We start from the raw sequence: 25820 nt of genomic DNA on the forward strand, positions 1-25820 counted from the left end.
GCAATATGATAAAATATGCGTAGAATAGCTTATTATGACTCGTCATCATGTCCCGTTCAGGTAGGAGGCTTATTATGCGAGCAATTGTAGTGGCAAGTACAGGTGGTCCGGAGGTATTGGAATATAAAGATATAACAGTACCCGAACCATCAACAGGAGAAGTAAGGATAAGGGTGTTAAAAGCGAGTGTCCATTTTGCTGATATAAAAAAGCGGAAAGGCGCCAAGGGTTCTGGAATTCCGGGCATACTTGGACTCGATGCTGTCGGAATCATTGATAAGGTTGGACAAGACGTCAACGGGCTACGTATTGGAGATCGAGTTATCGCATTCGTAAAGACAGGTTCATATGCGGAGTTTGCTATAGCGAATGCGTTGCTTGTCTATCCGATTGCAGATTATGTAGATACAGCTGTCGCTGCTGCGTGTCCTGTTCCTGCCTTTCTATCTTTCATGCTTCTCGAGCGCGTTGGAAGACTTAGTAAGGGAGAAACTGTGCTTGTTCATGCAGCATCGGGAGGGACAGGCCTTACATTGATTCAGCTTGCAAGAAAGCTAGGTGCAGGCAAGATACCGATGGCGCTGGTGTTGACCTTATATTAGACTCGCTTGCCGGCTCTATAATGGAGGAGAGTTTTACTTGTCTTGCTCCCTATGGTAGATTAGTAAACTACGGGAATGCGAGCGGTGCTACTGGTTCTATTAAAACATCTGATGTGCACGCAAGCTGCCGGGCGCTGCTCGGATTTAGCTTGGGAACGACACGTGAAAAACGACCAGTAGATTTGAAACGTATTGCTGAACAAGTTATCAGTTTAATTGAATTGGGAGACATCACTTTCCCCAGCATACAAGAATTCAAGCTCGAGGATGCAAATAAGGCACATCAGCTTATGGAAAGCAGGACACATGCAGGAAAGATACTTCTGCACATCACAGATTAGAGACAGATAACGGGGGAAATAGAGTAAATGAAGTTCGTATCATGGAATGTAAATGGAATCAGAGCTTGTGTAAAGAAAGGCTTTCTCGAGTATTTTGAGGAGCAAGATGCAGATTTCTTCTGCTTGCAGGAAACAAAGCTCCAAGCTGGTCAAATTGAATTAGATCTGCCTGGATACTATCAGTATTGGAATTACGCCGAGCGTAAAGGGTACTCAGGTACAGCTGTGTTCACAAAACATAAACCGCTACACATCACATACGGATTGGATGAAGGTGTGATTGAGCCTGAGGGCAGAATCATCACATTGGAATATGACCATTTCTTTTTGGTTACTGTATATACACCGAATTCTAAACGAGATTTGGCGCGGTTGGCTGAGCGTTTGGAGTGGGAAGATAAGATATTATCTTATGTACAGGAGCTGGATAACCGGAAACCTGTCATCCTGTGCGGCGATTTGAATGTAGCCCATCAGGAAATTGATTTGAAAAACCATAAGACAAATCACGGCAATTCCGGCTTTACGAAAGAAGAACGAGAGAAGATGACTGCTTTCCTTGCTTCCGGTTTCGTAGATAGTTTCCGATACCTTTATCCGGATCGTGACGACGCCTACAGCTGGTGGTCATATATGAATAAAGTAAGAGAACGGAACATCGGCTGGCGTATCGATTATTTCATCGTCTCCGAACGTTGGAAAAACAAAATACAAGATGCGGAAATACATGCAGATACAATGGGTAGCGACCATTGTCCGGTATGCTTGTATATCAAGGACGAAGACACCATTTAATGGTGTCTTTTCTTTATGTCCCGAACAATATTTTAAATAATCTGATAGTTTGTTAAACTAAGGAAGAATACATACATATACATTATAACGTGCAGGTTAAGTTGGATATGCAAAAGGAGGAGTACTGATGCTTCGTAAAGTGATGTGGATTTTATCCGCAGGACTGTTGCTTTTTGCTTGTATGATACCTCATACACATGTCCACGTAGCCGGAAAAGAGGATAGGATGATAGATAGGTTAACAGAATATCTGGCAAATGAAGAACAGTTGCAAGGAGCAGCCTTTGCAATACATATTACGGAAGAGCAATCAGGTAAGACAATTTTTGAAAAACATGCTGACCAGCGTATGCGCCCTGCATCCAATATGAAGCTTTTGACTGCTGCCGCAGTGCTGGATGAATTGGGACAAGAGCATCGCTTCGAAACGATAGTTGCAACAGATGGGCCAGTAAAAAACGGGCAACTCAATGGGAACTTATATTTGATCGGTAAAGGAGATACGTCTCTTACATATGAAGATATAGAGCGGTTGGCAAATCAGCTCCATGAATTAGGAATACGGAAGATCAACGGCGATATCGTCGCAGATGATACGTATTTTGATCAGGAACGCTACAGTGAGGATACAACTTGGAAGGACGAATCAGCTTATTATGGAGCTGCTATCAGTGCCCTGACAGTAGCACCTGACAATGATTATGATACAGGGACAGTAAAAGTCATGGTGAAGGCGAGTGCCTCATCAGGTAAACCGGAGGTAAGGGTAGTTCCGGAAACGGATTACATTACGATTCAAAACAATGCTGCTATAGTATCTGATAACGAAGAAGCTGAGCTAAAAGTGACGCGAACTCATGGAAGTAATGACATTGTAATATCGGGTTCTATTGCAAGGGGTGAAAACGAGCAGGAATGGGTAGCGGTCTGGGAACCAACAGAGTATGTATTGCAACTTTTTGAGGATTATGTGAAGGCATCCGGTATCCAGATAAAAGGCACTACCAAAACAGCTAAAGCTCCAGCGAAACGAACCGAGCTTTTGCGGAAGGAATCTGCTCCGCTCAAGGAACTGCTTATTCCTTTTATGAAACTAAGCAATAACGGACATGCTGAGATGTTTCTAAAGCATATTGGCAGCAGAGAAAAAGCTGGAAACTGGGAAGATGGCATCAACCAGTTAGAACACTATCTCGATGGGATGCAGTTTCCGAAAGGAAAAATGGTCATAAGAGATGGGTCTGGTTTGTCACATGTGAATGGAATAACTGCCAGGCAGCTGACGACATTGCTTATACAAGCACAACAGGAGTCTTGGTTCCCTGCATTCAAAACATCCCTGCCTGTTGCAGGAAAGGCGGAACGCATGGTTGGCGGAACACTCCGTAATCGCTTTGTTGGCACAGATCTTGCTGGAAAGATCGAAGCAAAGACGGGCACACTTACCGGCGTTAGTTCGTTATCGGGTTATATGGAAACAAAATCTGGTGATCGTGTTGTTTTTTCCATCCTGTTAAACGGAATGCTGGATGAAGAAGAAGGACCGGGCATTGAAGACAATATATTGAAAATTGTTTATGAAGAGTTGAAAAGTATGCATACAAATTGAGCGATATAGACAGGATATCAGCAAGCGGATAGCGAAATGTTCTAATTAGGAACGGCAATAAAAGCAGAAGAAACCGTGTAGGAACGGAGAAGTTAGTGGAGGTGTAAGCAGCTTTATCCTGCTCTGGGATTTATCGTTTGCGGCTCAGTTTCTGGTTTCTTGGCTAGATATTAGGAAAGAAGGAGATAACAGTGAAACAAAGCCGCATGGAAGCAGAGTTATATTGTATCCATTGTCGCAAGGAGTCTCCATTTACGATTACGTACATCAACGATAAGCTCAAAACGATTTGTTGTACGCAGTGCCATCATGCTATTGATGTCAGACTGGATTTACAAAAGGAATTCAAGGAGGAATGGCAAAATCGCATTCTTTCAAAACCTTCTCGAATGACGACGGAGTACAAAGATGACTTAAGCCAATTTCTCTTTACGCTGCCGATCCGGCTGGCGAGCAAACCATATCGATTATATCAGGACATTAAAGAATCACGCATTATCATGCGGGATTTCAAGGATGTCAAGCATTGGTAAAGCGCCTGGACAACTGTTCAGGTGCTTGTTTTTTGTGTCTTATAGAAGCGGTCGGCACTTCTAATTGATAACCAGTGAACACAAAGCTAATTAAGATAAAAACGATGTCGATTAGGTATAGAAAAAATCGATAACCATAATTGTAAATATTATGTTACTATATCGAGGTACGATATATATCGCGCCACGATATAAGGGGGATGAAAATGCTGTCGAAAAAAGTGAAGGACTTGCTGCCTCTGACACATACTACCTATTATATTTTAATGGTTCTCCAGCAGCCGTTACACGGCTACGGGATCATGAAAGAAGTAGAGAGAATTAGTGAAGGTTCCGTCAAACTAGGGCCCGGTACGTTATATGGCGTCCTTAGAAAACTTGAAAAACTGCAGCTGATATGTCAAGTGGATCAGCAGGATACAAAAAAGACATACAAGCTGACGGATGTCGGGGGAGGATTATTGATAGCAGAATACGAGCGACTTAGGAAGCTTGTTGAAATAAGTGAAAAGCAGTTAGGGGGAGAACTATGATAGAGAGAAAGAAGATAAGGAAATGGTTCTGGGCTTGGGATGACCAGAAAGAAGAAGTCTGGCTCCAGCAAATGGCACAGAAAGGCTGGGCGCTTGAAAAATACAAATGGTTCAAGTATACCTTTAAAGCGGCAGCGCCTTCTAAAATGGTGTACCGTCTGGATTATAAGTTGGGCTATCCTGAAAGAAGCTATTTCGATTTATTTGAAATGGATGGATGGCATCTGGTCAGTTCATTTGGAGGCTGGTACTATTTCTGCAAAGAAGATGATGGTACAGATAAATTAGAGATTTTTACAGATGCCCATTCAAGAGCTGCTAAATACATTCATCTATCGAATTATCTTTTATTCATTTTGGCGATGCATGTGCTATCTTTCTGGCTGCCGGCAATTATAAATTTCAGTCAAATGCCTTTTTGGATAGAGGGAACTGTTGCTCCATTAGCCATAATAGGTAGTTTCGCTGTATATATGTTGAGAAGAAAAGCAAAGAAGCTGAAAGAGGTTATAGTATAGAAATAGAGGTTATTCTGTTCGAGCAGAATAACCTCTATTGTTTTGGGTAGAAATTGAAAGAAAGCAACGGTACCGAAGCTGCTGGCACTCCGCGGGAGGTAGGTCAAAAAATAAAAAAGAAAATTTGAAACAAAAGCGCGGAGTTCATTTCAATTAATTATAAAATTGATATGCATTGATGCAATTGAAATAAAATAAGGTGTTTCTTTGATTTCTATCCATTTGACATCGGGGAGAGAGTACGTCATAATATATTTATCTCGAATTCGAGGTAATTCCATCAGCAGGCTGGAGTGATAAAGATGAACCATTTAAAAGGTATTCACCATGTAACAGCAATTACGAGTAGTGCAGAAAAAAACTATGAATTCTTCACTTATGTACTTGGCATGCGTCTTGTTAAGAAAACAGTCAATCAAGATGATATCCAAACATATCATTTGTTTTTCGCGGATGACAAAGGCAGCGCAGGAACAGATATGACGTTCTTCGATTTCCCTGGGATTCCGAAGGGAACACACGGCACGAATGAAATCTATAAAACTTCATTCCGAGTGCCTTCCGACGCAGCTCTAGATTATTGGGTAAAACGATTTGATCGTTTAGAAGTAAAACATCACGGCATAAAAGAGCAATTCGGCATCCAGACATTATCCTTCGAGGATTTTGATGAGCAGCAATACCAATTAATCAGTGACGAAAACGATAAAGGTGTGGCTTCCGGAACACCATGGCAAGACGGCCCTGTACCTTTAGAGTTTGCTATCACAGGTCTTGGTCCGATTTTTGTACGGACGGCACATATTGATTATTTCAAGGAAATGCTTGAAAAAGTACTCGTTTTCCGTTCCGTTGCACAGGAAGGTTCCTACTATTTGTATGAAGTAGGCGAAGGCGGAAATGGTGCTAGCATCGTTCTTGAGCACAATACAATTCTGCCAGACGGAAGACAAGGATTCGGTACCGTACACCATGCTGCTTTCCGTGTCGAGGATCGAGCAGTATTAGAGGAATGGATTGAACGGATGCACAGCTTCCAATTCCAGACTTCGGGATATGTGGATCGACACTTCTTCGAATCCCTATACTCCCGGGTAGCACCAGGGATTCTTTTTGAATTTGCAACTGATGGTCCTGGATTCATGGGTGATGAACCATATGAAACGCTTGGAGAGAAACTTTCCTTGCCGCCATTTTTGGAGCCAAAGCGCGAACAAATCGAAAAACTTGTCCGTCCGATCGATACTGTACGCAGCACAAAGCAATTCGAAAAAGAATAATAAACTGACATCTGCTTATTGCGGATGTCTTTTTTTTAGCAGTTTTCGTCATGGAAGCGTATAATAAAGATGTAGCATTCATCCCATACAGAAGGAAGGCTTTTTTATGAAAGCAAAAGACTTCATGATAACAGATGTAATAGCAGCGAGCGAAAACGCGACAGTAAAGCAGGTTTTGAAGACGTTTGTTGATCGGAGGATCAGCGGAATGCCTATACTGGATAAGGATCGGCGTATTGTAGGCGTCGTCAGTGACGGAGATATTCTGCGAGGGATCCAGCCCAAGGATACAGTCGTCTTCAACTATTTGCTGACTGTAAGCTTTAAAGCTGAGAAAATAGACAAAATCGTCGATGAACTAAAAGATCATCCTATATTGAATCTAGCTAAAAAACGAGGAATCGTCACAGTCCATGAAGAGGATGAAATGGAAGAGGTGGTGAACATTCTGGCAAAACATCGCTTCAAAAAAATACCTGTCCTGAATGATCAAAAACAGGTGGTTGGAGTTATCAGCCGTGGGGATGTCCTCCGTACAATTCATTCCAATCTATTGAATGCGCTTTGAGAAATACCGCACTGACTCTTCTGAAAGAGTCAGTGCTTTTTTATGGTAGAATAGGAGTTATGAGCTTGTTAGATTAAAGGAGTTTTATCTATATATGAGTATGACAGTCATATTGGCGGAGAAGCCTTCGGTTGCGAAGAATATCGCCGATGCATTGAAAATAAAAACAAAACAGGATGGGTTTTACGAGGGTCCTGATTATATCATTACTTGGGCATTCGGACATCTGCTGCAGTTGTTTGATGCGAAAGACTATGATACTGCAATGGCAAGATGGAAGCTGGATAATTTTCCGTTCGTACCGGATGCTTTTCAATACAAAATCAAATCGAGCCCGCGCAATCGTGATGCTGCCGATCCTGGTGCAAAGAAGCAGATTGCAATTGTAAAGCGACTCATGCAAAGAAGAGATGTCGGAAGAATCGTGTCAGCCTGTGACTATGACCGGGAAGGACAGCTGATCGGAGACAGCATCATCAACTATATAAAGCCAAACAAGCCAGTATACCGACTGCTGTTAAATGAATGGACTGAACAAGAAGTGCTTCGCGGTCTTCAATCACTGCGGCCGAACACAGAACTGCAGCCTCTTTATGATGCTGGAATTGGCCGTCAGTGGGCAGATTGGGTTATCGGGATTAACCTTACTTCTGTAGCGACACTCCGTTATCAGAGCGGTCGCGGACAAGTCCTGAACATCGGGCGTGTACTGCTTCCGACATTAAAAATCATTTATGACCGCGATAAGGAGATCAGCGAATTCAAGCCAGAGCCTTATTTCAAGCTGCTCGCAACCTTCCGCACACCTGAAAAGAAATTCTACGAAGGTGTGTATAAGGAAGGAAAAACAGATAAATTCAAGGATAGAGATCCGCTGCAGGATATCCTCCAGCGCGTCCAAGGCAGACAAGGACAAATTAAGAACAAACAGACGGAAGAGAAGAAGGAATTCTGTCCGCCTTTGTTCAATCTTTCCGGTTTGCAAGGGTATATGACAGCAAGGTACAGCGGGTGGACATCTGATAAAGTGCTGAAAGTGGCGCAAACGCTTTATGAGAAGAAGTATATTACCTATCCACGGACATCCAGTACGGCATTGGAAGAAAGCCTTGTATCCAAGGCAGCTGGCGTATTGAAGAAAGTGGCGGCGGGATTGCCATATGAAGCTGAAATCAAATTCAGCCGGTCAAAACGGGTGTTCAATAACAGTAAGGTATCCAGCCATAGTGCTATCATTCCAACCTATGTTCTGCCGAAAAGACTTACGCCTGATCAAGAGCTGGTATACACTGCTATTAAAAACCGTTTTATCATGCAATTCATGCCTGTCGCAGTGTATGAAGAGACAACTTTAGAAACCATTATTCCTGATGTCTCGCTCTCTGGCAGCTTTATCTCTAAAGGCCGGATTCAGCTTATAGATGGCTGGAAGAAAGTCGAAAAGCAGCAGACAAAGGAAACATTGCTGCCGGATGTACAAGAAGGGATGATGGTGGATACATGGGAAACAAGCGTCACATCGCATATGACGCAGCCTCCGAAGCCACATACGGAAAGAACGTTATTGCGAGTTATGGAAACATGCGGTAAAGGCAAGCAGGATGAAGAGGATGTCGTCGAAGTGCTGCGCGGTTTCAGTATCGGGACAGCGGCAACAAGGGCCGAAACGATCAAGAAGCTGAAAGACATCCACTACATTAGTAATAAAGGGAAAGAACTGCACGTAACGGATACCGGCAAGAAGCTTGTGGAAACTTTCCCAGTCAAGCCTTTATTTGATTTGAACTTTACCGGACGACTTGAGAAGACACTTGCAGACATTGAGGATGCGAAAGTTGGCCGGGAAGATTTCCTGGAGATGATCTTTTCCTTTACGAAGGATGCGGTGCAGACGATGAAACAAGACGAAGCTGCACCAATCCGAACTATTGAAAAGCAAACAATCACCCATGAAGTGCTGGGCAAGTGCCCGGCTTGCGGTGGAGAAGTTGTAGAAGGCTATAAAGGGTTTGGTTGTAAAAACTACAAAAAAACATGCAGCTATATCATTTGGAAGAATGATAAATTCCTTGCAGCAGTGCGGAAGAAACCAACAAAGACGATGGTGAAAGCCCTGCTGAAAAGCGGTACAGCTCATGTAAAAGGCATGACAAGTAAACGAGGTAAAAAATTCTCGGCTTATCTTTCCTATGAAAAGAATGAAGACAATGATTACTACAGCTGGAAGATGGAATTTGAGAAGAAATGATGGGAGCGACGTGTGGATTCCACACATCGCTCTATTTTTTACGTCAGATCTCAACCACTATTAACAAATAGAGAGGGATACGTTAAATTAGCACTTATTTAAAGGAATCATGAGCTTATTATTAGAATAAACATATGTAAGTAAACAAATGAAGCAAAATTGCAGGCTATCTTCAAAAAATACAAAAGAAATGGGTGTGAAAATGGCTAGAAAGAAAAAAGACAGGATATTTAGAGTTGGAGTGATAAATGGTGAAAAGGAACCTAAAGTAAAGGAAATAACGAAGGAGTTGGAAGGGATTTTTAATAATTTCGAGGAATCGATATTAAATTCTTTTGACACAACCAAAAAAGAAAATAATATAAAGAAATAAACAACATCTATCTCTATAAACCAAAAGATGTTGTTTTTCTTTATATCTCTTATTAATAAAGTTTTAGCTGGATAATAAAATTCGTCAAAATAAGAAGTTCTGAGAATCCACACATCTTTCTTTTAGAATTCTTCGTAAACTGCCGGGTCCTGATCGGCAATACGTCCGTCTGAAACGGTCAAGCTGTTGATTTTCTCCATATCTACATGATTCAGTTCAAAATCAAAGATTGCGAGATTTTCTACCTGGCGGCTCGGGGTAGCAGATTTAGGTATGGCAATGCTCCCTAGCTGATAATGCCAGCGCAGTACGATTTGTGAGACAGTTCTGCCATGACTCTCGGCAATTTCAGCAAGCAATGGATGTTCCAGCAGATTCGTTTTTCTGCCAAGAGGACTCCATGACTCCGTTACGATCCCATTTTCTTCATGATACTGTCTTTGTTTCTCTTGGTTGAAGAAAGGATGCAGCTCAATTTGATTGATGACAGGCAGTTCACCTGTTTCTGCCTTCAGTCTCTCTAAATGCTCCGGCAGGAAGTTGCAAACACCAATAGAACGGATTAAGCCCCATTTACGAGCTTCAAGCAAAGCCTGCCATGCTTCTACATAATGATCTTGTTTCGGATTCGGCCAATGAATCAAATATAAGTCATAATAATCGAGACCAGCGCGGTAAAGTGATTCCTGGATCGTCGTGATTGCATTTCCATGCTGATGATAGCGGCCAGGAAGCTTGGACGTGACGAGAATCTCTTCGCGCGATATCCCATGCTGCTTAATGGCCTGTCCGACTGTTGCCTCATTTTCATAATTATATGCTGTGTCTAGCAGACGATAGCCCGCATCGATAGCGCTGCGGATAGCCTGAAAACCTTGACTGCCTTTCAAGCTGTATGTACCGAAGCCTACAGCAGGAATAATCGTGCCGTCGTGCAGTTTTTTGGTAGGGATATCGTTATACATTATAATTTCTCCTTTCCAATTCTAGTTTCAGCGTAGCACAAATGGAAAAGATTGTCCTAAGTCAGCATTTAAATGAACTTTTTATATATAGATATTATCAATCGCCCTAAAATCCCCAGTTTAATAGCAATACGTCTTCTATTTTACTTAGTGTTCGCTTATACTTAAAAACAAGGAATATCAGGAAGAACGTACCATGACAGAAGTATGATTTCAGGGAAATGAGGAAGCGTTTTGACAACCATTACAAAGCTTGAGTCAAAAGTGAAAGAATTATCAAAACTGCTAGAAGCCCTGAAGGAATTGAATGCCGCAATTGATCTGCAAGATATTTTCCAGGGAATCCTCAATCAAATGGTAATGATTGCGGAAGCAAAAGAGGCTACATTATGGGTGCTGGAAAAAGAGAAGAACCGAATAGTAGCCAAAGCGTCCTGTGGGGTTTCAGCTGAGTCACTTCCTTTACCAACATTAACAGTTGGAGAAGGCATAATTGGAAACGTGATCAATACCGGTAAGACAGATGTAGTTGAAAATGCAGAGCAGGGAATGGGTGAATACAAAGCCATGCTTACGGTACCATTAAAGGCAAAGGGACAAACGCTAGGTGCCATTCAGCTCGTGAATAAAAAGGATCGCAGCGCCTTCGATGACAGGGATGTTAAGCTCGCTGTCACTTTGGCGGAACAATCCGGCCTTGCTCTACATAATAGCCAAATGTACGATGAGCTTTATAAGATGTTTCTCAGTATGATACGTATGCTTGCAGAAGCACTTGATGCACGTGATCCCCTGACAAAAGGGCATTCGGAACGAGTAGCCCGCTATGCCTGGCTGATAGGAAAAAGGATGAAGCTCGATCCACAGGTTTGCTTCGAACTATATCAGGCAGCGATTCTGCACGATATCGGAAAAATCGGAATTGAAGATCGGATATTACGTAAAACGACTGGCTTAACCGACAGTGAATACGAGCTAATGAAGAAGCATACCGAAATTGGAGCCCGTATTCTTTCCGCAATCAAACCGAACCGCTTCTTCCAGAAGTCCATTGATACTGCGTTGCTCCATCATGAAAGGATGGATGGCAGCGGTTATCCGAACAAGCTGAAAGGGGAAGAGATACCGTTGTTTGCGCGCATTGTCGGTGTGGCGGATGCTTTTGACGCAATGACAACAGTACGTACTTACAGTGAAGGTATGTCTGTCCAAGAAGCGGCAGCTGAATTGATACGCTGTAAAGGCAGCCTATTCGATTCGGAAATCGTCGACACCTTCATCGAGATCCTGGATGACTGTTCCTATGATCTGCAAGCTTTTCCAACAGAAGACGCTGTTTAAGAAATTATTTATACGCGAAAAAGACTGATTTTAAAGTCATTATTAATCCGTGGTAACACTACTGTCAAAGGTTGTGTTTACCATTTTTGTATTAGCTTTGTTATTTCATGAATTAAGCTTCATAACAATCCTGGTAAACGAAAAAACGCCTGGAAATTATCCAGGCGTTTTTTCGTTTTAACATATTGATGCAATTATCTTGCATCTGCTTTTTTAAGTTCACTCTGACTCGGCTTTGTAACTAGGTAAATGATGTACCCGATAACCGCTCCAATAATCGCTGGTAAGAGCCAACCAAGACCTAAACTGTACATTGGCAGGTTATCTGTTAAAAATTCCTGTACACCAGGAATCGGAATTCCAGCTGCATTCAAGCCTTCCATTAAGCTTACTGCAAAAGTGAAAAGCAGACTAATCAAGTAGACGGCTCTGCTGCCACCAATAACATTATGCAGGAATGTCAAGAAAATAAGAACGATCGCCAGCGGATAAATGATAGTCAGTACCGGTACGCTGAATGTGATGATGTTAGCCAAACCTGCATTCGCAATAACAGCACTAAAGACGGATAGAACAACAGCAATAACATTGTAAGAGACTTTAGGAAACAGACGGCTGAAATAGCTGCTGCATGCTGTAACCAGCCCTATACTTGTTGTAAGGCAAGCGCCGAGTACAATCAGACCAAGCAAGACGTTGCCCAGTGATCCATAGTAGAAATCGGAAACCCCAGCCAGTACGGCACCGCCATTGTCCAGCTGGCCGATTCCAGCTACACTTGTTGCCCCTAGATAGGATAAGGAAGTGTAGATTATAGCAAGCAGGATAGCAGCAATTACAGCTGCTTTCCATGTGAACCCAAGAATACTTTTGCGATCAGTGATACCAATATTCTTAACAGAATTGATAACGATGATTCCGAATACGAACGCTGCCAAAGTATCCATTGTCAGATAACCTTCCTGGAAGCCTTTGAAGAAAGCGTTGCTGCTATATGCTTCCGCTGGTTCCTGCGGGCTGCCAATTGGATTGACAAGGACAGTGATGATTAAAACTGCAATGGATATCAATAAAGCGGGTGTCAAATATTTACCAACAACATCGACAATTTTAGCTGGCTTCAAAGAGAAGAAGCAGGTAATCCCGAAGAACAAGACAGAATAGATGATCAATGGCCATGGGCCTGCATCAGGAGATAAGAAAGGCTGGATGCCAATTTCGTATGATACAGTACCTGTACGCGGCATTGCAAAAAGCGGACCGATGGATAAATACAGAATGACCGTGAATGCAAGTCCAAAAATCGGATGAGCTCGGCTCGCTAAGTCCTGCAAATCATTTTTCCCAGAAATAGCAAAGGCCAGGATACCGAGTAGTGGCAGTCCGACACCAGTGATGATAAATCCAAGATTGGCGGTTAATACATTAGTTCCAGACGATTGGCCAAGCAGAGCAGGGAAAATTAGGTTACCCGCTCCAAAAAATAAAGCGAAGAGCATGAAACCAGTAATAATGACATAAGAAAATGGAATTGATTTTTTCATGATAAATGCCTCCAAGCAAGTGACGTTTTCTAAATAGTTAGACAATTTAATAGATAATATTTTGAAAATATTTAAAACTATGTTAAAGATTCTACCATAGTTCATTTATTGCAACAACTATAAATAATATTACATAAGATGTATAATTTCTGCTGTATTCGGCATATATAAGTAAAAAAGCCATTTGGAGGCAGGAATCGTGCACTATACTGAGATGGACATATTCTACGCAGAACTGAAGCGACTGGAAGATGAGTATAAGAGATGCCCTGAACCACAAATCCGGAGCTTGATTCATGATGATATCCTTTTAATAGAACAAGCAATCGCAACTGCTGAAGGACCATAAAGAAAAGGCGGAAAACACTTAGGTGCTTCCGCCTTTTTATTAGTTATCTTGATTTTTTTGGATCGGCTGATTTACTATGAGATCTTGTTTCTTCACTCGTTCACTTAAGTATCTCACATAACGGTGATCAGTAACGAGAAAAGCAAGCTCTTCCCGTTTTAGATGCTTCTCAGCCTCTTCGAAGGAATCGAATCCAATCTCTGCAGGCTGTTGATTTTTCATAATATAAAATTTGCGGTTTTGCTGCACAATGAGGAACTTGTCATTCTGCTCATTAACATACAACGTCCCAAGATCGTTCTCTGGTACGTTAAATTTGTTATCTACGGCATCAGGTCGCAATGTCTGCAAGTCGAAAGCATTCTTCACAAACAATTCAAAAGCTTCGTCAGTTAGCGAAGCCCCAGAAGCCTTCTGATGGCCGCCTCCACCGTAATTACCTGCAATAGCGGATACATCCACATCATCATGGATTGTCCGGAGGCTCAACCGTTTTGTCCCCATCATAATCATGATGATCAAATCCAGATGCGGGAACGTCTTACCTAAATCATTACCTAATTCAGAGAGATAAGATTCTGCATGTACGACACCAGCCAGATATGTATCTGTCTTAACAGGAACAACTTGTTTCCTTTTCTTTCGAATATAGCGAGCAGTCTGAGCGTCTTGTACTTGGAGCAATTTTTCCTCCAAGTCGCTGAAAACGAATGTATCATTATGCTGCAGACGTTGTATCATCTCATCAGCAAATTCTTCGATGCTTTGGAGGAAGAGCAGTGCGTTCAGCTGTTTGGCAGCTTCATTATTGCGTTTCTCCCATTCCCATGTATCGTATTGGCGAACAAGCTCGACAAATTCGCTTACCGCCTTGTTTTTTTCCATATATCCTTCTTTGACAAGGACGTCATATAACATACTTGTAGCTGACGTAAGTGTTCCATCATCTTCCTTTGTCGAGATCCACGCCCAGTCATGGGCATTCAAATGCTCACTTGTTTTGTGATGGTCCACAAGTCGGGCTTTACCGCCAGATCTAATGAAATTGCTGATAGCAGCCTCATTTTCTTCATTCACAGCTAAATCCGTTACCCAAAGTTCTTTCTCATGCTGTGTTTCATCGGCTAGGAATTTCTTTACTTCTTCATTCAGACTGCTGATGGAATTATACCGGATATCAACATCCTCTCCAAAAGCAAGTGTAGCCAAAATACCGCAGCCGACACCGTCCAGGTCATTATGTGTTAATAGTTTATACAATTTCTTCACCTCAATTACTAGTATAAGTATAACCCAGCGGAATTATCGGCTTCAAGCATGATTCTTTACAGCTCTTGTTTGAACAGTCGGAATCTGTGAAGAAGGAGCATATAGAAACTGGCAGAAACGAGTAGTACACTGCTTAGCAGCACATAACCATTTGAAATGTATGAGTCCAGTGTCATATAAAGGAAGATTGCACATGATGCCATACAAACTATGGCAATAAGCAGCTTATAGAACCTGGCAAAGCTAAATGGAAAGCGTACAGCCTGGTATAGACTCGCAAAGTGAAGCACTGTCCCGAGAACCTCTCCTAAGTTAAGGCCGAGTATGACTCCATTTACACCCATGCTCGGTTGAGAAGCAACAAAGTAGATCATCACCAGACTGGCAAAAGCAGCAATTAAATTGTTGTAAAGGACGACACTGCTTTTCCCGATACCAATCAGAACTGCCTGCAGCGGAATCTGCAAATAGCTGAGCATAAAGCAGAAGATCATCTTCTGAATAAGAAGACCTGCCTCCTCAGAGTGATAGAATAAACTCGTCAAATCGGTTGCGAAGAAGTAAAGAAACAGCGCCCAGGGAATACAGATCATCATCGTAACGTTGATTACTTGGTTTATATTGCTGTACATCTGCTGAAATTGACGACGGGCATACAAGTCACTGATGGACGGGAGCAGATTGGTTGATAAGGAATGTGTGATGAATGTCGGTACGAAAACCAATGGCATGACATAGCCCATTAATAGGCCGTATGTTTCAGTAGCTGTCTCGGCAGTAAGCCCAGCTGTTAAAAAACTATGGGTAATAATTATCGGCAATAGGACACCTGCAAAGCTATTGACCAAATGACTGCCGGTATTCGGTAATGCGACACGGATCAAGTCTCTTGTATGCTGCTTTCCGTCGCGGACGAGATCCCGGATAATATGAAAGAAGCGCCATTTGAATTCTCTTTGCCTGTTAAATGCTACGATTAATACACCTAAAGAAATTGCTTCACCGATGACCATGCTGATCACTGCACCTGCCGCGGCAACGCCTAATCCGTAAGGAAGCAAATATTGAACGAGCATATAGGTGACGACTAGCTGTACACTCTGCTCAAGAATCGAAGCGAAGGCTCCAGGCGACATATACTGTTTTCCATGAAAATAGCCTTTTAAAATGGATGAAATTGCAACTATCGGGATAATCGGGATGATAGCTGTGAATGTGTATATAGCACGTTCATCAGCAAATAAAAGTCCTGGAACATAGTGGATCAGTCCTAGCAGCAATAAGGATGTGACAATACTTAATGTCCCTGTTATCAAAAAGGAGATTGAAAGGACATGCCGAAGTCTTGTCCGATTATTCGTCGCATTATTCTCTGCCACCAAATTGGCTACGGCCACTTCCAAACCGAAGCCTGTGATCGCGATCAGCAGACCGGTTATCGGCATTGCCATCATCGCAAGTCCAATTCCTTCTGGTCCCAAAAGCCGTGACAAAACGATTCCGTTTATGAATCCGATCAACTTGCTGTAGCAAGCAGCAACTGCAAGAATGATCGTACCTTTCAATAATGATTGTTTTCCCACATTTGTCACCTCAACTTGTCCATGGTTTAGATGTATGTGGGGAAGGGGTTGTTTATGTCATGGAGTAGTAAGCGGACAGTTTAAATGCCATTGTTAGATAAAGGTAAGTACTTATTAATCGAACTTTCTTTTAAAATAGAGTCATTAAATCAGGGCATTACTGGGACAAAGCCCGGAGTTGCTCTCTTATGCATGAGGGCAAGCACTTAATAGTCGTTAGCCAAAGGATCATCAATGCTTGTTACTTATCGAATGTCTCTTGATAAAGAAACTGACAAGTGATAGGTACGATTCCGTATTGATTTATCTGCATCCTTACTCAGAAAGGCCTGTTTTTCATAAAGGTTTTGACAGTGGGGAACAACACAATTAACATAATAATCAGAATTATTAATTATATTAAAGGAGGCGAAAAATTGCCGATATCTGAGATCATGAACAGCGGTGTTATATGGGTGTTCTGTCTGCTCGTCGTATCTATCGTTATTTTTCAAGGTGTTGTATTCATGCGATCAGCGTTTCAGGTGAAAGAGGCGGTTGGTATGACAGATCGTGAGGCCCGAAGTGCGATGAAGACAGGTGCTATTGCAGCCATCGGTCCTGCCTTAGGCAATATTATCATTGCCGTCTCACTGATGACTTTGATCGGAAATCCGCTTACGATGATGCGCAGTGCAATTATCGGATCCTCCGCAACCGAGTCACTTGGTGCCCAGATGGCATCGACAGCTTATGGCACAGAGCTGGGATCAGCTAATTTCGGTCCTGAGGCTTTCACAACTATCGCTTGGACGTTGTGCATAGGCGGTGCAGGTTGGCTGATCGTCACATTTTTCTTTACGAAGTCGTTAGGGTCATTTCAAAAGAAAATTACAGCACGTAAGAATGGTACAAAGAAGATGGTTATTATTTCGACCGCAGCCATGCTTGGTGCATTCGGTTACTTTGCAGCAAATGAAGCAGTGAAAAGCAGCGGCCATACCTTAGTCATCATGACAAGCATCATAATAACAATCGGAACCTTACTGCTGGCAAACAAATTGCAAATGAACTGGCTGAAAGAATGGGCTTTAGGCTTTGCTATCATCGGCGGACTCACAGTCGGCTACTTTATTGGATAAGAAAGGGAGGAGAAGAAAATGGCTAAAACAGCGGAACATGTAGTAGTACAGGAACAGCTGATTGAAACGCAGCAGCAATCATTCGATGCTTTTCATGTGAACGCTCATTTCTGGGGCAGGCTCACGATTGGCTGTGTGATCGTCTTATCGGCAGCATTGCCTCTTTACCTATCATTTGTCGCAGGCTATCATCCCGGCTGGCAAGCCATATTCGCAGCCTTTCTTGCGTATATCGCCCTTGTTGGATTTGCTTGGGTGGTGGAGCCGGTCAGCTACTACGCAACACTAGGAGTCTCTGGAACGTATCTTAGTTTCCTTACAGGAAACATCGCTAATATGTGTCTGCCGTCTGCAGCAGCTGCTCAGCAGGTAATTGGCGCAGAGCCAGGTACAAGGAAAGGAGAGGTAGCAGCAACCCTCGCAATCGCAGCTGCCAGCTTTATGAATATTGCAGTGCTCATTCCTGTTATATTGGCAGGTTCTTATATCCTTTCCGTTATCCCGGAATCCGTTCAGGCTGCATTCACCTATATCATTCCTGCAATCTTTGGTGGGATGATCGCTCAATTAGCTATGAGAAAACCACTTTTCGGTGTGATCGGTATCGTTTTCGGCATCCTGATGACACAGCTGCCAATCCCAGTCTTCTTCAAAGGCTTGGTCTGTATGTTCCTGACCGTCATTATCTGTGTTCTTTTAGATAACAAGCAGGGATCTAAAACTAAAAATGAAGGAGAGATAGTTCATGAGTAAAAAAGAGCTGGTTCGTAATCTAGAGGAGTTGGAGCACGTCACAGGAAGTTTAGCACTAGATATATGGCAGCATCCTCAAATCGCTTATGAAGAGACGTATGCAAGTGCGGCGCAGAAGAGCGTACTTGCTGACGCTGGTTTCCGCATTACAGAAAACATCGGTGGTATGCAAACTGCTTTTTATGCGGAATACGGGAGTGGGTATCCAACCATCGGCATACTAGGCGAATTTGATGCACTGCCAGGTTTGTCGCAATCGAGCAAGCCTTACAAAGATCCTGTCAGTGAGAACGGACCTGGTCACGCGTGCGGCCATCATCTGCTTGGGACCGCTGGTGTAGAGTCCGTGCTAGGGCTTAAGCAGCTCATCGATCAAGGCAAGGTGAATGGTACGATCCGCTATTATGGCTGTCCCGCTGAAGAGGTGCTCTCTGGAAAGACATTTATGGCCAGAGAAGGTGTATTTGATGATTTGGATTGCTGTCTCACCTGGCATCCAGGAACGAGCAATGTGGTTCAAAATTATAGCACTCAAGCAATGATCTCCATCAAATTCCGTTTTCATGGTGTCCCGGCACATGCAGCAGGTGCACCGCATGCGGGAAGAAGTGCGCTTGATGCTGTTGAGATCATGAACATCGGTGCCAATTATCTGCGGGAGCATTTAGTAGACGGCACACGCATTCACTATAGCATCACTAACGGTGGTCAAGCGCCTAATATCGTTCCGGATGAAGCCGAAGTTTGGTATTACCTGCGAGGAGCGAACCGGGATCAAGTAGAGGATATGCTGATGCGAATGCATGATATCGCCAAAGGGGCAGCATTGATCACAGGCACGAGCACTTCTCATGAACTTTTGGCGAATTGCTATCATATGCTGACAAATGACACAATGGATACGCTGAACTATCGCAATATGGAGGATTACCCTATGGAAAGCTTCACTTCGGATGAAGTTGCTTATGCTGCCATTCTGCGTAAGTCAATGGATCCGAAACTCATCGAAGCATCTCGTCGTCAGCTGCAGCTTGATTCAAATGATATACTTCCTACCAAGAATTTCTATAACATAGCAATGAAAGATACAACGATGCCTGGCTCGACAGATGTAGCCGACGTAAGCTGGATTACACCACTTGCCAGTATCGGTACAACTTGCGGACCGATTGGAACCCAAGTACATGCATGGCAGGCTACGGCAGTATTCGGAACAAGTATTGGACTGAAGGGTATGCATTATGCTGCGCGTATCATGGCTTTAACAGCATATGATCTTCTGACAGAACCGGCATTCGTCGAGCAAGCGAAAGCGGAATTCATAGAGGCGACTGCTGATAAACCTTATCAAGTCGGACTTGATGAGACAGTATTAGCGCCAGGAACAGAACGAAAAGAGCAATTAATCTAATTGTAATTGACTTCGATTTTACTTTTGATATACTGTAACCAACAAACACGAGAGGATGATGGGTGACCGATGATTGATTAATCTTATTTTTTCACGAATTGAAAAGTCATTTTCAACGCGTACAAAATAGGATTAGTCTGCCCATTTTCAACTCAAACGGAAACGTATACTTCTCGTTCAGATGTATGTGTCTTTCTGGTACGGCTAATCCTTCCAATTTATTTTGGGAGGATTTTTTTCTGTCCTCCTATCATTAAGGAGAGGTTATTTATGAAAGAATTAATCAAATTACAGCAAATCAGCTACATGTACGGGGAACGTCTTATTGTACAGCAAGCGAATGCAACTGTTCATCAAGGTGATGTGATCGGTATAACCGGAAGGAATGGCGTTGGTAAAAGTACATTGTTGGAACTTTTGGCAGGCAAGAAGCATGTGACCGAAGGGGCAGTATGGAAAGAAGATTCAATTGAGATAGAAATGGTAGAGCAGGAAATGGATATTTATAGTACTGATTCAGTTCAGTCCGAAGCAGCAATACTGCGCGGCAAATGGCGAGTTCCATATGTTTCTTATCGTAATATGAGCGGCGGTGAGAAATTGAAAGCAAGGCTTGCGAACGGCTTTTCAAGTAGGGCAGACGTATTGCTGCTTGATGAACCAACTAATCATTTAGATGAAGACAGTGTGAACTTGCTTGTGGAAGAAATTAAAAAAACTGACAAAACAATTCTGATTGTCTCTCATGACCGCTATTTACTAGATCAAGTGGCTACAAAGATATGGTCTATAGAAGAACAAAGGCTTTATACTTTTGCTGGAAATTATACTGCTTATGCAGATCATCGACAAAAAGAAAAAGCGGCACAGCAGCATGCCTATGAAAAACAGCAGAAACGCATCAAACAAGTAGAGGGCCAAATTTCTTCGCTACAAAACTGGAGCGCCAAAGCACATGCACAATCCACCAATCAGGAAGGCGCCAAGGAATACTACCGAAAGAAAGCAAAACGAATGGATAAAGCAGTAAAATCTAAGCATAAGAGACTGGAAAAGGAATTGGAAAAAGAGAAGGTCGAAGCAGTCGTACCTGAGCAAGGCATATCCTTTGAACTAAGCTCCGTCCGTAAAAAAGGGAAACGATTTTTGGAATGCAAAAACGTAACCAAGCAATATGATGGTAAGATACTCTTTCAAGAAGCCAATTTCACAATCAAACATGGGGAGAAAATTGGTTTGCAAGGTCCAAACGGATGCGGAAAAACAACTTTTTTCCGCATGATAACGGATAACGAACCATATACAGGAGAAATATGGATTTCGCCAACAGCAAACATCGGGTATCTTTCACAGGATGTCTATGATCTCCCCTTAGATAAGGCACCTACAGAGATCTTTCACCAGGAATCATTTGCAGAAAGGGGAAGGGTACAAACGCTGCTTCTGCATCTTGGTTTTGAGACAGAAAGCTGGACGCTTCCGATAGCAGAAATGAGTATGGGAGAGCGGGTGAAGCTGAAGCTAATGCAGCACATCTTGGCAGATAAGGATGTCCTTTTGCTAGATGAACCGACAAACCACATGGACCTTCCATCCCGGAAGCAGTTGGAACAAACACTCGCAGCGTACAGCGGGACATTGCTTGTTATCTCACATGACCGCTATTTCCGAGAGAAAGTGACAGATACGCAGTTAATCATACAGGAAGGCACTATATGGAAGAATCTAGGTACTACAGCAGCGGAATCAGACACAGAGGATGATGTTCTTCAAATGCAGCTGGAAAACGAACGTCAGGAAGTGTTAGGGAAGCTGAGTATGCTGACACCTGGAGATACGGCGTACAAGGATTTGGATGAGCGTTTTAATCAACTGACAAAAAGAATTAGACAACTGAAGAATTAGGTAAAAAATAGAAGAGCTGTGAATTCAAAAACACAACTCTTCTTTCCTGATATATTCTGAATTGCAGACCTTCAGTCCTATATAATAGGTAATAGTCAAGTTTTCCTGAATTTAAAAGAAATTCTAATATTGAACCATCTTATAATGGAGTATGTTAAACTTGGGAAAAAAATAAATATGGAGGTCATAATATAACAGAAAATACTACCACTTAGTTTTAGTATCTATCGTTTACTGCCGATCCCTCCTCAGAGTTTTCAATTATATTTGAAGCTTCCCGCTGATTAAAGCACCCAGCTTTAGAATAGCCCAATTCTCAATTATAAGAACCAATATTCAGGGTTAATAAAAGAAAAATCGTTCGTTTTTGTAGTATAGGTGCTTCAAATACAATAGCGAATGCCCAACAGAAATTACTCCGCATTTATTAAGGTACAACAGCTTTACTATTAAGTATCAAATTGCAAGCTTAATAGCCAATGTAAATCTGGACGATGTCTAGTCCGTTACCTCTTTTTCCTACAAAATAAAGAAAATCCTTTAAGTGCTCAATCTTGTAAAAGAGAGTGGCGATAAAACCATCGGGCTTACTCACTTTGATCGATCGCTTTTTCAATGTGCGATGTTCCCCTCAATATCTTTTAAATGAAGCTCTTTTCCCGATTGCAGCTATCAAATCCAAGACAAAAAATATAAATAGGTATCTTCAAAGGACCCTAGGATCTGAAAGGAAAACAGAACCTATTTTCAAACACTTAATGGTATCTCATTTTCGATCTAACCATCATTGACTTGGGAAGTGTCCTGACTAACGCCTGTCAATCCTACTGAAAACTGCAATCCAATTTACGGAGATCTTGTCACAACAGGAAACTACCGGAGTGTAGTGATAGCTATTTACAAAGCTTTAGCATCAAATAATTCATAAGGGGATGGGAATATGTTTAAAAAGAAATGGGCAGCGGCCGCTTTGGTTGCAGTTCTTTCAGTTACAGCTTTAGTTGGAATCAAACCTACAGATGTGAAGGCTGAAACAGATGTGAAGGCAATTGTTGAAGGAATGTCGGTCGAACAAAAAGTGGGTCAAATGCTTATGCCGGACTTTCGCAACTGGCAAAAGCAAGGGGAAAGCAAAGCAACTGGTTTTACAGAGATGAATGATGAAGTGGGAACTATCATTCAGAAATATCATTTAGGAGGCGTTATCCTATTTGCCGAAAACGTCGTGGGTACTAAGCAAACAGTCCGTTTAATAGATGGCTTGCAAAACGCAAGCCCGGAACTACCGCTCTTCATCACCATTGATCAGGAAGGCGGAATCGTGACACGTCTACAAACGGGAACGAACCTACCCGGCAACATGGCGTTAGGTGCAACAGGAAGTGAAAAATATGCTTATCAAACTGGCAAAATCATTGGGGAAGAATTATCGTCTCTTGGTGTGAATGTAAATTTCGGCCCGTCATTGGATGTAAACAACAATCCTGAAAATCCTGTAATCGGTGTCCGTTCATACAGCTCTAATCCAGAGCTCGTCTCAACGCTAGGTATTCAGACTATAAAAGGACTGCAACGCCAGAATGTTGCTGCTACGGCAAAGCATTTTCCCGGACATGGCGATACCGCTACTGACAGTCATTATGGTCTGCCGCTTGTTACGCATGACAAGGATAGATTACAGGCTGTAGAGCTTCTGCCTTTTCAGAATGCAATTGATGAAGGCGTAGATATGATTATGACAGCACACGTTCAATTTCCTGCTTTTGATGATACAACGTATATCAGCAAAAAAGACGGTCAGGAGATTTTGGTTCCAGCCACACTTTCCAAAAAAGTTTTGACAGGTTTGCTACGTGAGGAAATGGGGTTCGAGGGTGTCATTGTCACAGATGCTCTTAATATGAAAGCGATTTCAGATAACTTTGGCCAGGAAGAAGCCGTAGTATTAGCTTTAAAATCAGGTGTAGATATTGCGTTAATGCCTGCACAAGTAAACTCTTTGGAAATGGAAAAGAATTTGGCTTCCGTTTATAACGCAGTACTAGAAGCAATCGAATCCGGAGAACTCCCAATGGAGCAAGTAAATGCATCGGTTGAGAGAATTCTAAAATTAAAAGAAAAACGCGGTATTTTGGATCCTGCCAAAGCACCAATTGAAGAAAAAGTAACTAAATCGTTAAAAGTAGTAGGCAACAAGGAGCATTTGAAGAAAGAAAAGAACATGGCGGAGGATGCTGTTACTCTTTTGAAAAACGAAGACAAGACACTCCCTTTTAAACCGAAAAAAGGTGACAATGTTCTTGTGCTCGCTCCATTTGATGATCAAGTAGAAGCGATGACAAGAAGCATAAATGAATTAAAAGGCAAGAAGAAAGATGTTGAAATTACTGGCTATGCTTTCTCTGAAAAGTCTTTCAATGAAGAGGTGGCAGCCATGATTGATGAAGCAGACTATGTTATTACCGGTTCCTATGTTGTGAAAAATGACCCTGCTGTAAACGATGGCGTCATTGATGATAGTATTCAGGATTCAAGCAAATGGGCAACGGCTTTTCCAAGAGCTGTCATGAAAGATGCTGAAGCAAAGAATAAAAAGTTTGTGTTAATGAGTCTGCGCAATCCTTATGATGTCGGAAATTTTGAAGAAGCAAAAGCTGTGCTTGCGGTCTATGGTTTTAAAGGCTATTCAAATGGAGCATATAGACAGCCGAACATTCCGGCCGGTATTAAAACGATTTTTGGTGAATCAAAGCCAAAAGGTAAATTACCAGTAGATATTCCATCTGTCAATCAACCTGAAGAAATTCTTTACCCATATGGTTATGGACTCGATATTCGTTCAGGCAAGCTGCTTAAATAATCCGATTTAAAGGGGAGGAGTTCCATTGAAAAGGGGATTGTTGCTGGTCATGATGCTGATGCTCGTTCTAAGTGCTTTTCCTGCAGACAAAGAGGTTGCTGCCCATAAAAAAAAGAAAGATAATAAAGTAACGCCTGGTGTTGAGGTCCTTTTAGATGATCAGAAAGAACTTTTAAAAGGCAAAAAAGTTGGCTTAATCACCAATCCGACCGGTATTGACTCAAAAATGAACAGCATTGTTGATTTGCTGCATGATGATTCGGATATTGAACTGACAGCTTTATTCGGCCCTGAGCATGGCGTACGCGGTGATGCTCAGGCAGGGGAATATGTTGAATCTTATATTGACGAAAAAACAGGACTACCTGTATACAGTCTCTACGGACAAACAAGAAAACCAACACCTGAAATGCTTAAAAACGTAGAAGTGCTTGTCTTTGATATTCAGGACGTCGGCACACGCTATTACACATACATCTACACAATGGCTTATGCCATGGAAGCAGCAAAAGAAAACAATATTCCAATTGTCGTGCTTGACCGTCCGAATCCTCAAGGCGGACTTACAGTTGATGGTCCTGTACTTGAGCCTGAGTTCTCTTCTTTTATAGGGATGTATCCAATTCCAACAAAGCACGGAATGACAGTCGGAGAGCTTGCTTCCTTCTTCAACGAAGAATTTAATATTGGAGCAGATTTGAGAGTCGTTAAAATGAAAGGTTGGAGGCGTTCCATGGATTTCGATGATACTGGACTTCCATTTGTCCTACCGTCACCAAATATGCCGACAGTATCAACAACATTTGTTTATCCTGCAACTGGTCTAATTGAAGGAACAAACCTGTCAGAAGGGCGGGGAACAACCAAGCCATTTGAACTGATAGGCGCACCTTTTATCAACAGCACAAATCTTGCTGCAGAATTGAACTCACTTAGTCTATCAGGTGTGAAATTCAGGGCTGCATCCTTTACACCGACATCTTCAAAACACGCTGGAAAACTCAGCCATGGTGTTGAAATTTATGTAACAGATCGCGCTGATTTCGATGCGGTAACTACAGGACTTTACATCATTAAAACAATTCATGACATGTATCCGGACGATTTCGAATTTCTTTCAAACAACTTCTTTGATAAATTGATTGGAAACGATCGGGTCAGAACAATGATTCTTGAAGGGGCATCCGTTGAAGAAATCATGAAAGGACATCAGAAAGAACTGCATGAATTTAAGAAGGTTCGAAAAGAGTACTTAATTTATAAGTAATTGTTTAAGAAAGGGTGAAATCATTGAGATTCACCCTTTCTTAGTATAGGAA

Annotated in this window: 22 protein-coding genes and 1 pseudogene; 18 read left to right on the forward strand and 5 right to left on the reverse strand. The window is 42.2% G+C overall.

Annotated elements, in window-relative coordinates; all coding sequences use genetic code 11:
• The first annotated feature begins 74 nt into the window (after positions 1-74).
• From CHH48_RS02910 to CHH48_RS19400, 10 genes and pseudogenes are all read left to right on the forward strand, one after another.
• Positions 75-943 (forward strand): annotated as a pseudogene (locus CHH48_RS02910) (quinone oxidoreductase family protein).
• Positions 944-970: 27 nt separating this feature from the next.
• Positions 971-1738, forward strand: coding sequence for an exodeoxyribonuclease III (locus CHH48_RS02915; protein WP_095217829.1), 768 nt, complete (start codon positions 971-973; stop codon positions 1736-1738).
• Between the two features lie 127 nt (positions 1739-1865).
• Positions 1866-3347: a D-alanyl-D-alanine carboxypeptidase/D-alanyl-D-alanine endopeptidase gene (gene dacB / locus CHH48_RS02920; protein WP_095217830.1), complete on the forward strand. Its 1482-nt coding sequence runs from the start codon at positions 1866-1868 to the stop codon at positions 3345-3347.
• Positions 3348-3538: 191 nt separating this feature from the next.
• Positions 3539-3880, forward strand: coding sequence for a bh protein (locus CHH48_RS02925; protein ID WP_095217831.1), 342 nt, complete (start codon positions 3539-3541; stop codon positions 3878-3880).
• Positions 3881-4089: 209 nt separating this feature from the next.
• Positions 4090-4413, forward strand: coding sequence for a PadR family transcriptional regulator (locus tag CHH48_RS02930; protein WP_095218081.1), 324 nt, complete (start codon positions 4090-4092; stop codon positions 4411-4413).
• A complete protein-coding gene (locus CHH48_RS02935) occupies positions 4410-4931 on the forward strand; it encodes a DUF2812 domain-containing protein (protein ID WP_095217832.1) in 522 nt (173 codons plus the stop codon). Before CHH48_RS02930 ends, CHH48_RS02935 begins: the two co-directional genes overlap by 4 nt.
• 302 nt (positions 4932-5233) lie before the next feature.
• Positions 5234-6211 carry a ring-cleaving dioxygenase gene (locus tag CHH48_RS02940; RefSeq protein ID WP_095217833.1) on the forward strand — a complete coding sequence of 326 codons (978 nt, stop codon included), beginning with the start codon at positions 5234-5236 and terminating at the stop codon, positions 6209-6211.
• Positions 6212-6317: 106 nt separating this feature from the next.
• Positions 6318-6779: a CBS domain-containing protein gene (locus CHH48_RS02945; protein ID WP_095217834.1), complete on the forward strand. Its 462-nt coding sequence runs from the start codon at positions 6318-6320 to the stop codon at positions 6777-6779.
• 100 nt (positions 6780-6879) lie between these two features.
• Complete coding sequence (locus CHH48_RS02950; RefSeq protein ID WP_095218082.1) at positions 6880-9027, forward strand: type IA DNA topoisomerase; 2148 nt, start codon at positions 6880-6882, stop codon at positions 9025-9027.
• A 202-nt stretch (positions 9028-9229) separates the two neighbouring features.
• A complete protein-coding gene (locus tag CHH48_RS19400) occupies positions 9230-9400 on the forward strand; it encodes a hypothetical protein (protein ID WP_176466352.1) in 171 nt (56 codons plus the stop codon).
• 122 nt (positions 9401-9522) lie between these two features.
• Here the strand turns inward: CHH48_RS19400 and CHH48_RS02955 are convergent, their stop codons facing one another.
• Positions 9523-10365 carry an aldo/keto reductase gene (locus CHH48_RS02955; protein ID WP_095217835.1) on the reverse strand — a complete coding sequence of 281 codons (843 nt, stop codon included), beginning with the start codon at positions 10363-10365 and terminating at the stop codon, positions 9523-9525.
• 234 nt (positions 10366-10599) lie between these two features.
• On the opposite strand from CHH48_RS02955, the gene CHH48_RS02960 reads away from it, so the two are divergent.
• Positions 10600-11706, forward strand: coding sequence for a GAF and HD-GYP domain-containing protein (locus CHH48_RS02960; RefSeq protein WP_095217836.1), 1107 nt, complete (start codon positions 10600-10602; stop codon positions 11704-11706).
• Between the two features lie 194 nt (positions 11707-11900).
• On the opposite strand, the gene brnQ is transcribed toward CHH48_RS02960, so the two are convergent.
• Entirely contained in the window at positions 11901-13250 is a 1350-nt protein-coding gene (gene brnQ, locus CHH48_RS02965; protein ID WP_095217837.1) for a branched-chain amino acid transport system II carrier protein, read from the reverse strand.
• A gap of 199 nt (positions 13251-13449) precedes the next feature.
• On the opposite strand from brnQ, the gene CHH48_RS19405 reads away from it, so the two are divergent.
• Positions 13450-13599: a hypothetical protein gene (locus CHH48_RS19405; RefSeq protein WP_175073074.1), complete on the forward strand. Its 150-nt coding sequence runs from the start codon at positions 13450-13452 to the stop codon at positions 13597-13599.
• A 39-nt stretch (positions 13600-13638) separates the two neighbouring features.
• Here CHH48_RS19405 and CHH48_RS02970 read toward each other — a convergent pair whose 3' ends face one another.
• Complete coding sequence (locus CHH48_RS02970; RefSeq protein WP_095217838.1) at positions 13639-14859, reverse strand: DHH family phosphoesterase; 1221 nt, start codon at positions 14857-14859, stop codon at positions 13639-13641.
• Positions 14860-14924: 65 nt separating this feature from the next.
• Positions 14925-16451: a stage V sporulation protein B gene (gene spoVB / locus CHH48_RS02975; protein ID WP_176466353.1), complete on the reverse strand. Its 1527-nt coding sequence runs from the start codon at positions 16449-16451 to the stop codon at positions 14925-14927.
• A gap of 416 nt (positions 16452-16867) precedes the next feature.
• Here spoVB and CHH48_RS02980 point away from each other — a divergent pair, with 416 nt between their 5' ends.
• From CHH48_RS02980 to abc-f, 4 genes are all read left to right on the forward strand, one after another.
• Positions 16868-17572, forward strand: a complete 705-nt coding sequence (locus CHH48_RS02980) for a DUF5058 family protein (RefSeq protein ID WP_245840290.1) — start codon at positions 16868-16870, stop codon at positions 17570-17572.
• An 18-nt stretch (positions 17573-17590) separates the two neighbouring features.
• Positions 17591-18325, forward strand: a complete 735-nt coding sequence (locus CHH48_RS02985) for a small-conductance mechanosensitive channel (RefSeq protein WP_095217840.1) — start codon at positions 17591-17593, stop codon at positions 18323-18325.
• Entirely contained in the window at positions 18318-19736 is a 1419-nt protein-coding gene (locus CHH48_RS02990) for an amidohydrolase (RefSeq protein WP_095217841.1), read from the forward strand. Before CHH48_RS02985 ends, CHH48_RS02990 begins: the two co-directional genes overlap by 8 nt.
• Positions 19737-20006: 270 nt before the next feature.
• The gene (abc-f, locus tag CHH48_RS02995) at positions 20007-21641 is read left to right on the forward strand and encodes a ribosomal protection-like ABC-F family protein (protein WP_095217842.1); all 1635 of its coding nucleotides are present in this window, start codon (positions 20007-20009) and stop codon (positions 21639-21641) included.
• 469 nt (positions 21642-22110) lie between these two features.
• Here the strand turns inward: abc-f and CHH48_RS19410 are convergent, their stop codons facing one another.
• Positions 22111-22257: a hypothetical protein gene (locus tag CHH48_RS19410; RefSeq protein WP_176466759.1), complete on the reverse strand. Its 147-nt coding sequence runs from the start codon at positions 22255-22257 to the stop codon at positions 22111-22113.
• A 324-nt stretch (positions 22258-22581) separates the two neighbouring features.
• Between CHH48_RS19410 and CHH48_RS03000 the strand changes: the two genes are divergently transcribed.
• Positions 22582-24501: a glycoside hydrolase family 3 protein gene (locus CHH48_RS03000; RefSeq protein WP_095217843.1), complete on the forward strand. Its 1920-nt coding sequence runs from the start codon at positions 22582-22584 to the stop codon at positions 24499-24501.
• Between the two features lie 49 nt (positions 24502-24550).
• Positions 24551-25768: an exo-beta-N-acetylmuramidase NamZ family protein gene (locus CHH48_RS03005; protein ID WP_095218084.1), complete on the forward strand. Its 1218-nt coding sequence runs from the start codon at positions 24551-24553 to the stop codon at positions 25766-25768.
• Positions 25769-25820: the final 52 nt, after the last annotated feature.

This window comes from Terribacillus saccharophilus, from assembly GCF_002272075.1.
GTDB lineage: Bacteria > Bacillota > Bacilli > Bacillales > Amphibacillaceae > Terribacillus > Terribacillus saccharophilus_A.